Annotated in this window: 14 protein-coding genes and 1 pseudogene; 7 read left to right on the top strand and 8 right to left on the bottom strand. The window is 60.4% G+C overall.

All coding sequences use genetic code 11. The features are described from left to right. Position 1 precedes the first annotated feature (1 nt). Genes JFT91_RS09380 through JFT91_RS09370 form a run of 3 tightly spaced genes read left to right on the top strand, consistent with a single transcriptional unit; the run spans position 2 to position 1,926 of the window. Entirely contained in the window at positions 2-886 is an 885-nt protein-coding gene (locus tag JFT91_RS09380; RefSeq protein WP_201232195.1) for a type II secretion system F family protein, read from the top strand. Positions 887-908: 22 nt separating this feature from the next. Further along, positions 909-1,643 (top strand): tetratricopeptide repeat protein, encoded by a 735-nt coding sequence (locus JFT91_RS09375; protein ID WP_201232194.1) that lies wholly within the window; start codon positions 909-911, stop codon positions 1,641-1,643. Between the two features lie 10 nt (positions 1,644-1,653). Beyond that, positions 1,654-1,926: a DUF3613 domain-containing protein gene (locus JFT91_RS09370; protein WP_201232193.1), complete on the top strand. Its 273-nt coding sequence runs from the start codon at positions 1,654-1,656 to the stop codon at positions 1,924-1,926. 560 nt (positions 1,927-2,486) lie between these two features. Here the strand turns inward: JFT91_RS09370 and JFT91_RS09365 are convergent. Both JFT91_RS09365 and JFT91_RS09360 read right to left on the bottom strand, forming a co-directional pair. Next, entirely contained in the window at positions 2,487-3,272 is a 786-nt protein-coding gene (locus tag JFT91_RS09365; RefSeq protein WP_347340627.1) for a response regulator, read from the bottom strand. A 106-nt stretch (positions 3,273-3,378) separates the two neighbouring features. Next, positions 3,379-3,849 carry an A24 family peptidase gene (locus JFT91_RS09360; RefSeq protein ID WP_201232191.1) on the bottom strand — a complete coding sequence of 157 codons (471 nt, stop codon included), beginning with the start codon at positions 3,847-3,849 and terminating at the stop codon, positions 3,379-3,381. Positions 3,850-3,924: 75 nt separating this feature from the next. Here JFT91_RS09360 and JFT91_RS09355 point away from each other — a divergent pair, with 75 nt between their 5' ends. After that, a complete protein-coding gene (locus tag JFT91_RS09355; protein WP_201232190.1) occupies positions 3,925-4,386 on the top strand; it encodes a TadE/TadG family type IV pilus assembly protein in 462 nt (153 codons plus the stop codon). After that, positions 4,383-7,135: pseudogene (locus JFT91_RS09350) on the top strand (ATP-binding protein). The gene JFT91_RS09355 and the pseudogene JFT91_RS09350 overlap by 4 nt, the downstream one beginning before the upstream one ends. Here JFT91_RS09350 and JFT91_RS09345 read toward each other — a convergent pair. The 5 genes from JFT91_RS09345 to JFT91_RS09325 all read right to left on the bottom strand — a co-directional run bounded on the left by JFT91_RS09345 (position 7,132) and on the right by JFT91_RS09325 (position 11,667). Then, complete coding sequence (locus tag JFT91_RS09345) at positions 7,132-9,129, bottom strand: pilus assembly protein TadG-related protein (RefSeq protein WP_201232189.1); 1,998 nt, start codon at positions 9,127-9,129, stop codon at positions 7,132-7,134. The pseudogene JFT91_RS09350 and the gene JFT91_RS09345 overlap by 4 nt on opposite strands. Before the next feature lie 250 nt (positions 9,130-9,379). Continuing rightward, on the bottom strand, positions 9,380-9,937 hold the full coding sequence (locus JFT91_RS09340) for a DUF4136 domain-containing protein (protein WP_201232188.1): 558 nt from the start codon (positions 9,935-9,937) through the stop codon (positions 9,380-9,382). A 54-nt stretch (positions 9,938-9,991) separates the two neighbouring features. Further along, positions 9,992-10,603, bottom strand: a complete 612-nt coding sequence (locus JFT91_RS09335) for a DUF4136 domain-containing protein (protein ID WP_201232187.1) — start codon at positions 10,601-10,603, stop codon at positions 9,992-9,994. Between the two features lie 12 nt (positions 10,604-10,615). Next, complete coding sequence (locus tag JFT91_RS09330; RefSeq protein WP_201232186.1) at positions 10,616-11,365, bottom strand: methyltransferase; 750 nt, start codon at positions 11,363-11,365, stop codon at positions 10,616-10,618. Next, positions 11,365-11,667 carry a MazG-like family protein gene (locus JFT91_RS09325; RefSeq protein ID WP_017336358.1) on the bottom strand — a complete coding sequence of 101 codons (303 nt, stop codon included), beginning with the start codon at positions 11,665-11,667 and terminating at the stop codon, positions 11,365-11,367. The genes JFT91_RS09330 and JFT91_RS09325 overlap by 1 nt, the downstream gene beginning before the upstream one ends. Positions 11,668-11,890: 223 nt before the next feature. On the opposite strand from JFT91_RS09325, the gene JFT91_RS09320 reads away from it, so the two are divergent. Together JFT91_RS09320 and JFT91_RS09315 are read left to right on the top strand one after the other, a co-directional pair. After that, positions 11,891-12,184 (top strand): hypothetical protein, encoded by a 294-nt coding sequence (locus JFT91_RS09320; protein ID WP_201230464.1) that lies wholly within the window; start codon positions 11,891-11,893, stop codon positions 12,182-12,184. Between the two features lie 148 nt (positions 12,185-12,332). Continuing rightward, a complete protein-coding gene (locus tag JFT91_RS09315; RefSeq protein WP_201232185.1) occupies positions 12,333-13,682 on the top strand; it encodes an MATE family efflux transporter in 1,350 nt (449 codons plus the stop codon). On the opposite strand, the gene JFT91_RS09310 is transcribed toward JFT91_RS09315, so the two are convergent. Beyond that, positions 13,676-14,551 carry an alpha/beta hydrolase gene (locus tag JFT91_RS09310; protein WP_201232184.1) on the bottom strand — a complete coding sequence of 292 codons (876 nt, stop codon included), beginning with the start codon at positions 14,549-14,551 and terminating at the stop codon, positions 13,676-13,678. The two genes, JFT91_RS09315 and JFT91_RS09310, sit on opposite strands and share 7 nt — an antisense overlap. Between the last annotated feature and the right edge of the window lie 8 nt (positions 14,552-14,559).

Raw genomic sequence — 14,559 nt, 5'->3', positions numbered from 1 at the left:
CATGGTCTATCTTGCCGCTCTGATGTTGCTGCTCGGCGCCCTGTTGCTGGCAGTCAATCACTTGCTCACCGAACGCCGCCGCGTGCGCCAGGTGAACCAGCGCCTGCAAGGTCATCTGGTGCGCGAGAGCCGCTTCGGTAACTGGTTGCGTGTCTTGGGTAACAGCCGGTTTGGCCAGCGTTCGGTGAGCATCGACAGCGAAACCCAGACACTGCTCAGCCGCCTCGGTTGGCGTCGCGCCAACGAACGCGCTCTGTACGCCGCCTGCCAGATCGGCACGCCGCTGTTGACGTTGGGGTTGGCGATCTTTTTGCAGGAAGTGTTTTTCCCGCGCGCGGCAAATGTCTGGATCATGCCGATGCTCGCCGCCGGCGCCGGTTATCTACTGCCCAAACGCCTGCTCGCCTACGCCGCCGGACGGCGGCAGAAAATCATCGCCGTGGAAATTTCGACATTCATTCCGCTGCTGCGCATCCTCTTCGAATCCGGCATGGCGGTGGAGCAGGCGCTGCGCGTACTGAGTCAAGAAGGTCAGGCGTTGTTGCCGGTGCTGACCTACGAGTTGCGCCTGATATTGAGCCGCGTCGACTCCGGCCTTGAGCTGGGCGAAGAACTCAACAAAGCCACGCAGTTGCTCAGCGTCGACGAGTTCACCGACACCTGCGTGATTCTCCAGCAGTTGTTGTACCAGGGCGGCGGGGCGATGAAGTCGCTGCTGGCACTCAAGCAACTGCTCGATGACCGGCGCCTGACGCGCCTGCAGGAATACATCTCCAAGATGTCCGCAAAAATGTCCGTCGTGATGATGCTGTTTCTCTTCCCGGCGTTATTGATTGTCCTGGCCGGCCCGGGCTTCACCGCGATTACCCGGGCATTTGCGTCCTGACCTGGCTCATGGAGAGCGTTTGATGAAAGTACTGATAGTCATGGCAAGTCTGTTGATGCTCGGCGGTTGCGCCACCGACGGCCAAGCGCCGTGGACGACGCTGCTGTCACCGACCAGTTGCAGCAAACTGACGTCGGAACAGGAACTGTCGCTGAACCTGGCCGATGACATGGCCAATGACGGCAAACTGCACGCCAGCCTCGCCAATCTGCAAAGCCTGCCGGATAACCTCGCCGATGTGCGGCTGCGCAAGGCCAAGGTTTATCGCTTGCTCGGTCGCAGTGAGGCCGAGCCGTTGTATCGCAGTTTGCTCGGCGGCTGCATGACCGCCGAAGCCGAGCACGGCCTCGGCCAACTCTACGCCGCGCGTGGCGACAACGGCCAGGCTCAGGCCCACTTGCAACGCGCCGCGCGCCTGGCGCCCACCGACGAAAAAATCCGCAACGATCTGGGCGTGGTCTACCTCAATCAACTGCGCCTCAACGACGCCCGTTTCGAGTTCCTCACCGCCATCGAACTCAAGCAGAACAACCAACTCGCGGCGGCGAACATGGTCACTTTGCTGCTCTATCAAAACAACTGGCCACAAGCCGCCGAAATCGTCAGTCGCGCCAAACTGACCCCGGAACAATTCACCGAAGCCCAGCAACGCGCGGAACAACTCAAGGCCCCCGTGAAAGCGCCAGCCAAGGATAAAACAGCAACCGACAATCAAGTCGCGGCAGTCGCCGACCCGCTGCCGTCGTCGATCAAATAAGGAGACCGCCATGAACGCCTTCAAAGGCCTGTGCTACCTGACACTCCTCAGCCTGCCCCTCAGCGCCCTCGCCATCGACGCCGGCCCGGCCTCGGCACAACAACAGGAAACCGAAGGCTGGCTGGTACTGCAAAGCCGCAACAAGGCTGCCTCTGCCAAACCCCAACCGGCCACTGCGACCGAGCGGGAGTTGGCCATGCAGCGCTGGTTGAAAAAGTACAAATACGAAATCCCGGACTTCTATGATCCGGATGCGGGCGGGAAGATCGAGACCAAGAATTAAGATTTCCTGCCACGTCACTGCAGGAATTGCCGAACCGAAAGAAAGATCAAAAGATCGCAACCTTCGGCAGCTCCTACAGTTGGAATAGCGGCGGTCAGATAGAAACTGGTCGGCTATCAGGCCGCCATCGCGAGCAGGCTCACTCCTACAGTCTGAACCGAGTCCAGCAGTCAGAGTCTGGTCGGCTGTCAGACAAAAAATCAGCATACCCCCGCACGCGGCGCATGCCGCCCCACTCAAAACAATGAGCGCAAGCTCGAGTACAGCTCTTGATCTTGCTCTACCTGCCCGTCGGCAGGCTGAGTGGAGGGGTTCATCCGGGGAAGACATCGAAAGGAGGTGCAGCGCAGCAAACCGGAGGCGATGCCCCGGATGGACCCCGGAGCGAAGGAACCCGAGCCCCGCGAGGGCCGAACGTCAGGGCAAAGCCTTTTGGTTACTTTTTCGGCGTCTGGAAAAAGTGACCCGCCGTCAGGGCGGAACCAAAAGAAGCCATCACCGCAGCAACGGATATACACCCAAAACCAAAACCCAAAACCCAAATCCCAACCACTAAAAACTCAGTGCGCCGTAACCCGCTGCCGCCCCGCCGCCCCAGGCGACAAAGCCAACGCCAACTGCGTCCGGTTATGCATATGCGTCAACCTCAAAACCTGCGAAACATAAAGCTTCACCGTGTTCTCGGTAATCCCCAACTCACAAGCAATCTGATAATTGGTCTGCCCCTTACCCACCAGACGCGCCACATCCAACTGACGTGGCGACAACTGATTAAAAATCTCCGGCATCTCCGGCATCTCCGCCTCCGCCGACTCGCCGCCCATCACATCGCGAACAACCGTCGCAGGGCTGCGCCGCACCTTATCCAGATCCTGATAAAGGTCATCAATCGACTCGGAAAGATACTGCAACTTCTGATTCAAATGCCCCAACTGCAAGTTCTTCTGCCGCTCTTGCAACGCAATCTCCTGACGCTGCACGCCTTCGAGCAACTCATCCAGATCAACCGGTTTCTGGTAATAGTCGGCAATCCCCGCGCGCAGCGCCTTGATCACGTCCTGCTTGTCGGCGCGCCCGGTGAGCATGATGGCTTCGAAAATCCGCTGTTTGCCCGCCAGCCGCTGCAGCTCCTGCACCAGTTGAATGCCGTCCATGTCCGGCATGTGCAGATCGCACAGCACCAGGCCGATGGCCGGGTCTTCACTGAATTGTTCGATCGCCTGTTTGCTCGATTCGCACGGCACGCAGCGATAGCCGCTGCTCTCGATGAACTCGCAGAGTTCTTCAACAATCAGTGGCTGATCGTCGACCACCAGCACCTTCACAGCAGACGTAAGCTTGTTCACTTGCCACTCCATGCCCAGGTCAAAGGCTGACCGTTCCTGTAATAACGCTGATTTGAAAGTAGACCCACTTTCCGACTATGTACATAGGACTAGTGGCGTGGGGCGACTAATGGATCCAAGTCAAAGTCAGGATTGTTCCGATCAGCACGAACGGTGCAAATGGCAGCTTTTTTGACTTTTCCACGGCCATAAACCGAAGATCTTCCCTAAGCCGTTGACTCATATGCAGCCAGAGTTTTGGCGCAATCACTAACCAGAAGACACTGGCGAGTGCCGCGCCGATAAACACGCCGAGCAGGTGAGTACCGTCCGTCGCAAGGCCTAAAGCTGTCATTAATTTCACATCGCCGGCACCCATTCGGCCCATGAAATAACCCGGCAGGGTCAGCGCCAGCGCAATCAGACAGGCCCAGCCGCCCTGCCCCGCGTCGGCGCCAAGCCAAGTGCTCCCGGTCCACAGCAAATAGGCCAATGCCAATGCCGCTGCACCGAAGGTCATCGCGTTGGAAATGCGTCGCTGGCGGGCATCTTGCGCCGCGCACAGGACCAGCCAAATGAAGAGGATAAAACTGTGCATCCGGTAAAAACCGTCCGTTTTTGCTGAATGATTCTATGCTGATACTACGCAGTGACTGTCAGGGTAGACGCACGCATGAAAACCGGCTCTCGGAAGTCGCAAAAAGGTGCGGTGGCGATTGAGTTCGCGCTGGTGTTCGTGATCTTTTTTGCAGTGTTTTACGGCTTGGTCAGCTACAGCTTGCCGTTCGTGATGATGCAGTCGTTCAACGAAGCCACCGCCGAAGCGATACGCCGCAGTGTCGCGGTTGATCCGACGACGCCCAACTATTCAACGGTCGTGGTCAACACCGCGAACGCCGCGCTGACCCAACGCTTGCAGTGGGTGCCCCCGGCTTTCAACCTGGTGGTTGGCGTCGACACCAGCGCGGTGTTCAGCACCGGCGGCAGCAACGGCCCCAACGGCACACTGACCGTCTCGGTGAACTACCCCGTCAGCAAGTTGAATCAGGTCATGCCGTTTCTGGTGCTGCCGGGCATCGGCACGGTACCCAACCTGCCGACCAATCTGACAGCCAAGTCGAGTCTGCAATTTTGACGGCGGGGGACAAACTCTTCGGGCGACTGCTCAAACGCGCACCGACCGCCATCCATGACTTGCCCGATCCATTGGGCACTCCCACAACCGGTTTGCACCTGCACCTGAACGACAACGGTGATGTGTTGCAAATGGCCGGTCCACTGCGGCATCTGCTGGCGCAACAGAAACCCCACGATCAGCCTTTGCCACTGAGCGACTATTTACTACCGCACAGCTCATTGACCATCGAAGGTCGACCGCAGGAGTGGCAGGGACTGTTGCTTGATCTCGATTTCCCGGGCCTCGGCAAACACACCTTGCATCTGCGCGGTTGGGTGCAGCCAATGGGCGATGGCTGGCTGTTGCAGTTGATCGACATCGCAGACCTTTTGTTCGAACGCCAGCAATCGCGCCAACGCGAAGACTGCCAGTTGATTGCCGGAAAGATCAGCGAACAACTGCGTGCTTGTAGCCTGCTGCGTTTGCCAGTAGTCGTCAGCGAACAATTACAGGTGATCGCCCAACACTGGCACATCCCCTGCCTCGCGCTGGCGTTGCTTGATGATGACGAATACGGCTGGCAGATCTATCGCCAATACCGCGCCCACGATGCGCCGAGCGTGTGGCATGACGGCCAGCGACTGGGCACGCTGCTGGACAGTTTGCACGGCTCCGCGCCCCAGCGTGTGGGCGCGCATCATGGCCTTAATGAACATTCGCGGGTGCAGAGCCTGTTCGGTAACGCCGACGGTTTCGCCGTGCCCTATAGCGATGAGCGTGGCGTGGTGGCCTGGCTGCTCTGTGGCTTTTACCCGGTGGACAGCGCCGCGTCATTGCTCGCGGAGCGTGAATGGATGGCGCTGACCGGGTCACTCGCCGGGCCATTGCTCGGTCGTCTGCGCGAACAACAGCATCACTTGCAACTGGAGCGCATCGAGTCGCTGCAAACGCTGCTGGGCACCGGTTGGTGGGAGATCCTCGCCGATGACGACAGGATTCAACTGGCGCCTGCGCTGGCGGCCGCCCTGCACCTGAGCAGCGGCAGAATCGAGCTGGAGGACTGGTTGGGACAGATCCATCCCGCCGACCGCGAAGAGCTGCGCAGTCGCTTGCAAACATTGCAACAACACGGCGAAGCGTTAACGCTGAACGTCCGTCAGTACCGGGCAGCAGCCGGACGGACGCCAATGTGGTATCGCGTGCAGGGACAAGTCACCGGCACCGGCGAGCACCGGCGACTGGTCGGTTTCATGCTCGACATCAGTGACATTCAGAACCAGCAACAACTCGCCGCCGCCGCCCACGCACGACTGGACAATCTGATCGCCAGTTCGCCAGCAGTGATTTACGTCCAGCACTACAGCGAAGGCGCTTTGATTCCGGCTTTTTCAGTGCCAGCCTGCAACCGCTGCTGGGCTGGAGCCTGGCCGATTGCGGCGACGGCGCGCTGATCGAAATGATCCATCCCGAAGATCGCGACCTGTATTTCGAGCGCACCCGCCATCTACTGCGCGAAGGCTCGGTACGTGCCCGTTATCGGCTGCGTGACAGTCGCGGCGATTATCACTGGTTGCTCGACGAAGCGAAATTGCTGCGCGACGATCTCGGCTTGCCGGTCGAGGCCGTCGGCTTGTGGCTGGACGTCACTGACGCCACCCTCGCCGCCGAGCAGGTCAAGACCAGCGAGGAGCGCTACCGGATTCTGGTGGAAGATTCCCCAGCGATGATCTGCCGTTATCGCCCGGACTTGACCCTGACCTTCGGCAACCGGCCATTGGCGATGTATCTGGAGTGCGCGCCGGAGCAATTGCCGGGGGTGAATCTGGGCAGTTGGATGTCGGACGAACAGCGTGCAGCGTTCACTCAACGCTTGGCGCAACTGACCCCGGAACTGCCGGTGAGCACCGCGGAAATCAATCTGTGCCTGCCCGGCCGTGAACATGCGTGGTGGGTCTGGTCGGATCGCGGGGTGTTCGATGAACACGGCACGCTGCTCGAAGTGCAAGCGGTGGGCCGCGACAACACCGAAGTCCGGCGCACTCAACAGCAACTGACGCAAAGCGCAAAAATGGCCACCCTCGGCGAAATGGCCACCGGTCTTGCCCATGAAATCAATCAGCCGCTGAACGTGATGCGCATGGCCATCGTCAATGTGCTCAAACGCTTGAGCAATGGCGATGTGCAGATCGACTATCTGACCGACAAGCTCAACCGCATCGACGCGCAGGTGCAACGGGCCGCGCGCGTGGTCGACCACATGCGCGTGTTCGGCCGTCGCTCGGAAATCGAACAGCAACCGTTCAATCCCCTGGACGCGATTGAAGGCACGCTGTCGCTGCTGTCTGAGGGCTTGCGCGGCAAAGGCGTGGAAGTGCGAATCAAGGACGCCGGTTTCCAGGTTCAGGTGCGCGGCTACGTCGATCAACTGGAACAGGTGCTCATCAACCTGATGGTTAACGCGCGCGATGCCCTGCTCGGCAAGCGCGAAGCCAATCGCGACTTCCAGCCATGGATCGCGGTGCACGCCGAGTGCGACGAACATGTGGTACGGCTGTGGGTCGAGGATAACGGTGGCGGCATCGATCCGCGTTTGCTGGAGCGTATTTTCGAGCCGTTTTTCACCACCAAACCGGTCGGTGTCGGCACCGGTCTGGGGCTGTCGGTGAGCTACGGCATCGTCGAAAACATGGGCGGACGCCTGAGTGTGCGCAATGGCGAGGATGGCGCGCGATTCTGCATCGAGCTGCCGATTGCGCTGATCGATTAGATCGCCAGCATCGGTTGTCCCGGTGGCCGGCAACTGAGGTTGGCGCCGACATCGACCTTGTTCAGGGTGATGCCGAGGTTGGCCAGCAAGCCGTCGAGAATCGGGTCGAGGAGTGGGCTCAGCAGATTGGTGATCAGTGGTTGCAGAATGGTCGTGACATCGCTGATCAGGCTGGCCACGCCGGTGACGATCGATCCCAGCGGATTACTGCCCTGCGGTTTATAAACAATCAGATTGATCCCTGCCAATGTGTTGGCCAGGCTGTTGACGATATTGCTCGACGGCGCGGCAGTGATAACGCTCGGCGGCAGTTTGAGGTTGGCCGGCGTGGCGAATGGCGTGCTGCTCGAATACAACAGATCCTGTGTGTTCTGCACGACACTGCTGTTGACCATGATCGCGATCCCCCCGGCACCGTATTGAACATGGGTGCTTTCGTCACAACTGCCGATCCCGAGAATCTTGTGACAGGTTACGGTGCCGAGATCGACCAGCGGCAACGGCTTGACCGTCGGCTCGGCGGCCGATGAAAACGCGTTGGTCGGGTCGATCTTGCCTACTTTCAGATCTGCAACCGAAGTGATGGTGTGGGCCGTCAGACTCTTGGTGCCCGTGGTATCAGTCGGGCAGCTGTAGTCGGTGACATAACTGATCGCGCCGCCAGCATCCAGGGCAATGTCGATTTCCGGTGAAGGCAGCAACAATGGATCAAGCTGTTGGCATCCGGCGCCGAGTAGACAGCCGACGGAGTTGAGCGTAGCGACCAGATTCAGGCTCAGCAGCGCATTCAACGTCGGCGTCAATGTACCGACCAGGCCCAGCACCGCATTGACCAGCCCGGTTACCCCATTCAGCACCGGCAGATTCACCGAGATCAGGGTGCGAATCTGCGCGGTGCGCACATAAATCCGGTCAGCCCCCGTCGGGTTGGCCTTGGCCCGCGCCGGGTCGCCGATCGCGGAAAACTGCGGCGGCTCGATGACTTTGACCCGCACCGTGACATTCGCCAGACCCAGCACGCTGATCGGCAAGGTCGCCGCCACTGCACTTTTGCTGTTGGCCAGTTGCACCACGCCTTGAATCAATTGCAGCAATTGCAGATTGGCGTCCAGACCCGCAGCAGTGGTGCCGGTCTGCAGTTGCAGAATGTCGCCGAGCTTGACCGGTGCGGCGTTGATTGCGGCTATTTGCAGTTGGCCCAGCGCGGTAATCACCGTCGCGGTGGCGCCATTGAGTTGAACCACCGTCGCGGCAGCCTGAATCAGTTGGGTCACCGTCGCCTGAGTGTTGAGCAACTGCGTGTAGTTACCGGCGGCGACGTTGAGGTTGATCGCCAGTTGGTCGAGGTATTTGAGCAGGTTGATGTCGGTATTGAGCAAGCCATCCCATCCCAGCGCGGTGAGATTGACGTTGCCGCCGAGCAGCCCCGAAAACAGCGGATTGAGGATGTTCGACTGCGCAGTATCGATGCTCGCCAAGGTGCTGCGGATGTTCAGTTGAGCGACGGTCGGCTGCGGTTTTGCAGCGACGGCGGAGGCATTCAGCGTGGTATTGAGGCTGATTGGCGTATTACTGAACAAAGCCTGTACGCCGCCGGCAAAACTGGTGATGACCGTGCGACTGGCGACCACTTTGACCGCCGCCGACTGCGTCGCATCGACCGTGAACGTGCGCAGCCCGGTGGCCGCTGTCAGCAAGGTGCCGCAGGTGGTGGCAAGGGTGTTGTTGGTGTCGACCACATAGCCATTGCGCACGGCGCTTTGCCCGGCGTAAGTGGCGGCTGTCAGCCCCGGCAAGCAATTGCCACCGCGACTGACAGCTTCCAGCGCGGAGTTATCCACCACACGCTGCAGTTTGCGTTGTTCCATGTACAGCCGACCGCTATCGACCACCAACAACATCATCACCAGCGCCAGGCCGAGGGTCAGTGCTGCCATCAGACCGATCGCGCCGCGTTGCCGGGCCGGGCCTTTGAAATGCGAACGAGGCGACATGGCGCACTCCTTTGCCGGCGCACTGCCGAGCGCTACCTCCATTGGTGGATTTGAGTGTAGACGGCGCTGAATGAGACTGCTGGCAACAAGCCAGTCCACTAGCAATGAAATGCTGACTTTGATCAACCAATGAAACTGTGGGAGCGGGCTTGCCCGCGATAACGGTGTGTCAGACACATCAGTACCAAATGTGCCGCCGTCATCGCGGGCAAGCCCGCTCCCACAGGGTTCGGGTTGATTTTACGAGCAGTTAGCGTGGCGGGTAGTTGGAGAGAATGCGGGTGACGGTTTCGCGGATGGCGTTGCTGCGATCCGCAGGATTCGGCGTGCTGCTGAGCATCTGCTCATCGCTGCCGCGCCACACCAGTTTGCCGTCCTTGCCGTCGAGCAGGTCGATCTGAATGGTCGCGACCTTGTAGGTGATGTTGCGCGTTTCGTTGTACATCGGCGCGCCCCAATAGCCGTTCCACGGGCCACCCCAACCGCCGCCATAGTTGGTCGTCACTTGCTGCTGACGATCTTCGACGATCAAGTAGGTCTGCACACTCAAATCACCCTTGGCGCCGGCAGCAGCCGGGCGCAAGCCACGCTGATCGAGTTGATCGGTGACCGCCTGGCGGATGCGTTGCTCGGTCAGGTCACTCTTGATCCGTGGATCATCCGGGCGATATTGCAGGGCGGGGTCTTTCCAGCTCCAGCTGCGATAGGCGGCAAAATCGCGGCTGGCATCGAAGTCATGATTGACCTGGTTGGCGGCGCAGGCACTGAGCAGCACGGCCATAGCCATTAAAGCGAGACGGCGGAACATGGTTTTTCTCCGGTGGAAGACATGAACCTGCTAGAGCTTCTCATTTACAGGAAGCTAACTGGGAGGATACGCCGACATGGCCTTTTCCACAGCCTCGCGAATCGAATCCGTGCGATCGATATCGCTGCCCTGGTTCGCGGTTTCGGCACTGGCACTCCACACCGGCTGACCGCTGCCGGCGTCGAACAGATCGACCTGCACCACCACAACCTGCTCCGAATACGTGCGCACGATCGGCACGCTGTTGTACATGCCGTAACCGCGTCCATATCGATCATAGCCGCCGTATCCGCCGTAGTAACCGGAATCGTCCTGCACCTGGCGCAACCGGGTTTGCAGACTCAGGTGGGCGCTGACCAGAAGGTCGGCCGGACGATTGTCGTGCAATGGGCGCAGACCGCGTTGGTCGAGGGCGTTGCTCACCGCCTCGGCCACTTGCGCCGAATCCGCCCAAGCCGTACCCGGTGGCAATTGCCCGTTGAGCCAGGCCCAACTGCGGTAGCGCCCGTAATCGCGGGGCGGCGCCGGGTAAGCGCTGCGGTCAAAGGTGTTGGCTGCCTGTGCCGGCGCGGGCGGCAAGGGCAGCGACTGCGCGACGTAGGGGTTGCTGCCCTGACACGCAGCCAAGCCCAGACAGATCAGCAATAACCCGGATTGAGCTTTCATTTCACGCTCCGATCAGATCGGCCGGCAGATCCAGTGCAAGTAACGCCCAAGCCCGGCGAAGCTTGGGTGGCGACGGTGAGCGAGCTCCATCTCAAGCAAATCCACGAGCTCGGCGCGGGCCTGGAATTCCACCGGCATGTAATCGTGGAAAACCCGTATGCCGCTCTGGGTTTCGACCTGCCACAAGCCTTCGAGTTGCGTTGCCAGTTCCCGTGGGTCAAGAGGCTGCTGCGGCGTCAGGCTCTGCTTTTCGCCGGCCATGACGTTCTTGCGCATTTTCTTGAAATGGCCCTTGAGCAGGTTGCGGTAGATCAGCGCGTCGCGGTTGTAGAACGCCAGCGACAGCCAGCCGCCGGGCTTGGTCAGTTGATGCAGCACCGGCAGGATTGCGTGAGGTTCGCCCAGCCATTCCAGCACGGCGTGGCAGATCACCAGATCATAAGGTTCGGTGAGTTGCCCGAGCAGTTCCTGCCACGGCGCCTGAATGAAGGTCGCGGTTTGCCCTGCCTCGGCGAAGCGCTGACGAGCGCCTTCGAGCATCGGCTCGGCCGGTTCGGTGAAGGTTACCTCATGCCCGCGCTCGGCCAGCCACAGCGACATGTGGCCGAGACCGCCGCCGATGTCGAGCACGCGCAATGGGCGATCTGGCAGCGCTTCGGCCAGATCGGCCTGCAACACCGCGAGACGGATCGCGCCCTTGGCGCCACCGTAGATTTTTTCCGCGAAACGGGTCGCCAACTGATCGAAATGACGGTCGCTCATCAGCTGAACCGCCGTTCGCTGTCGGCGAGTTTGCTGCGCACCACTTCATTCATGTCCAACCCCAACTCGCTGCACAGCAGTAAAAGGTACAGCACGATGTCGCCGACTTCCTGCCCGGCATGGGCGAGTTTGTCAGCGGGCAACTGGCGCGACTGGTCTTCGCTCAGCCACTGGAAGATCTCCACCAGTTCAGACATCTCGACACTGGCGGCCATGGCCAGATTTTTCGGGCTGTGAAATTGCCGCCAGTCATTGCGGTCGCGAATGGCGTGCAGGCGTTCGGTCAGTTCAACAAGGTTCATCGGGCTCTCCTGAAGGCGTATAGCTTCGGGGGGAAGTCCACCAAAGGCAAGTGTGTTGTAGGAGCTGCCGCAGGCTGCGATCTTTTGATCGTGATTTTAAAAACAACAGCAAAAGATCGCAGCCTGCGGCAGCTCCTACAGGATTACGCCATACTCCCGTCACGGAACTCGACCATGGCTGCTGCGGCCAAAGGCTCAATGCCAATTTCATCAGGATGAACACATGCAGGTAGAAAGCTTTTTCGAATGGCTCGGCCAGGCGCTCGGTTCGGTCATCCGCTTTATCGTCGACGGCCTCAGTGGTCTGTTCAACATTCTGAGCCACGCCGGCGGCAACTTTGTCGACGGGCTGGCGAAGACGCTGGGCATGGACACGTCGATCATCAGCATCATCGCGCTGATCGTCGGGCTGATGCTGCTGTGGTCGGCGATTCGGGCGTTCATGAATGCATCGATCATTGCCGGGATCATCTGGTTGCTGCTGGGGTTGTGGTTGCTGAGCTGGATCATTCATTAAAACCACAAGACCTGTAGGAGTGAGCCTGCTCGCGATAGCGGTGGTTCAGTTGAAACATCTTTGGCTGACACACCGCTATCGCGAGCAGGCTCGCTCCTACATTGGATCGCATGAATCGCTACAATCCCCGCTCCCCCAAGGAGCCCGCATGTCCAACCTGATTGCCGACTGGCGCGACCGCCCGACTCACCGCAAGGTCTGGGCGCTGGCCGCGCCGATGATCCTTTCCAATATTTCCGTGCCACTGGTGGCGCTGGTCGACAGCGCCGTCATCGGCCATTTACCGCACGCCCATCAACTGGGCGCCGTGGCGGTCGGCGCCAGCCTGTACACCTTCCTGGCCTGGGCCATGGGCTTTCTGCGCATGGGCACCACCGGGTTTGCCGCGCAAGCTGCCGGGCGCAGCGATGGGGCGGCGTTGCGGCAGATTCTGTTGCAAGGCTTGCTGCTGGCGATGGGACTGGCGCTGGTGCTCGGCACTTTGGGCGTACCGCTGAGCGGTGTCGCGCTGCACTTCATGCAGCCGTCGGCGGAGCTTGATCAGCTCACGCGGGATTTTTTTCATACGCGGCTATTTGGCCTGCCGGCAGCGCTGGCCAGTTATGCCCTGGTCGGCTGGTTCCTCGGCACGCAAAACGCCCGAGCACCGCTGGCCATTCTGTTGACCACCAACCTGATCAACATCGCGCTCAACCTATGGTTCGTCATTGGCCTGGACTGGGGCGTGGTCGGTTCGGCCCGCGCCTCGGTGATCGCCGAATGGAGTGGCGCCCTGCTTGGCCTCTATATGACCCGCAAGGCTTTGCGTGCGTATCCGGGGCACATCGTCTGGGCCGCGCTGAAAGTGTGGCAGAGCTGGCGCCCGTTGCTGGCGGTCAACCGTGACATTTTCATCCGCAGCCTCGCCCTGCAATCCGTGTTTTTCATGATCACCGTTCAGGGTGCGCGGCTCGGTGACGCGACTGTCGCCGCCAATGCCTTGCTGCTCAACGGCCTGTTGCTGACTGCCCATGCGCTGGACGGTCTGGCCCACGCGGTCGAAGCCTTGTGTGGGCATGCCATCGGCGCCCGTGACCGCCTCGCTCTGCGCCGTTCTCTGGTCGTGGCCGGTGGCTGGTCACTGATCGCCAGCCTTGGTTTTGCCGCACTGTTTCTATTCGCAGGGCACTTGTTCATCGAGATGCAGACCAACATCCAGAGCGTGCGCGACACCGCGTTCATTTACCTGCCCTATCTCGCCGTGCTGCCGCTGATTGCGGTCTGGAGTTACTTGCTCGACGGTTTGTTCATCGGCGCCACCCGCGCGCGCGAAATGCGCAACGGTATGTTGATGACCGTGGTTCTGCTGCTGCCGTTTGCCTGGGCGCTGCAAGGGCTGGGCAATCACGGCTTGTGGCTATCTTTTCTGTTGTTCATGGTTCTGCGCAGCCTCACCCTCGGCGCACAAGCGTGGTGGCTCAAGCGCAACGACGGCTGGTTCAACGGCGCGGCTCACTGAGTCGGCGTGTGTTCGATGAAGCCGACGACTTGATCGAGCACCGGAGCCAGGCGCCGCAGCGGTCGCGACAGGCTCGCCACCAGCGTCACATGACTGGGGCGCGCGTAGTACAAGTCCTGCACCGGCACTCCCGACTCGCGCAGTTTGCTCGCCAGCCCGCCAGTGTTGCGCGTCGGATTGACCAGATCATCCTTGCTCGCCGCAATCAGCAAGGCCGGCGGCGCGCCCCGGCTGACGTGGTTGATCGGCTGCGATTGCGGCGGTGAGTCCGGCCAGAAGAACACCGGACGCACATCGGGATTCTTGATCGGCAGAAAGTCATAAGGTCCGGCCAACCCGATCCAGCCACTCAGATCGTGCGGTGACATCCCGACCGCACCGAGGAGGTGCCCATCCAGCGCCAGCATCGCCGCGTTGTAGGCGCCGGAGCTATGGCCCATCAGATACACACGTTGCGGGTTGCCGGCGTATTCGCCGATGTGCGTTTTGGTCCACGCCACGGCTCGCGCACTGTCTTCGAGAAACAGCGGATAACGCACTTGCGGATACAGCCGATAATCCGCCAGCACCGCGACAATCCCCCGCGATGCCAGCGCCTCACCGACAAAGGCGTAATCTTCGCGGTCGCCGCTGTTCCAACTGCCGCCGTAGAAGAACACCACCACCGGCGCGTCCTTGAGCGCATGACGCGGCACGTAGACATCGAGTTTCTGCCGCGGCTCTTCGCCATAGGCAATGCCGACTGTCCGCTCGAACGTGTCGTCGGGGGTCAGCGCATTGAGGATTTTCACCGGAGAACAACCACCAAGCCCCAATAGCAGAACGGCACCGATCAGTGCGCCAATGCATTGCCCAAGCGTACGAGCCATAGATACCG

The sequence above is a fragment of the Pseudomonas sp. TH08 genome, assembly GCF_016651275.1.
In the GTDB taxonomy this organism is placed as follows: domain Bacteria; phylum Pseudomonadota; class Gammaproteobacteria; order Pseudomonadales; family Pseudomonadaceae; genus Aquipseudomonas.
The sequence above is the reverse complement of the archived record's forward strand: the minus strand, read 5'-3'. Positions and strand labels throughout refer to the sequence as shown.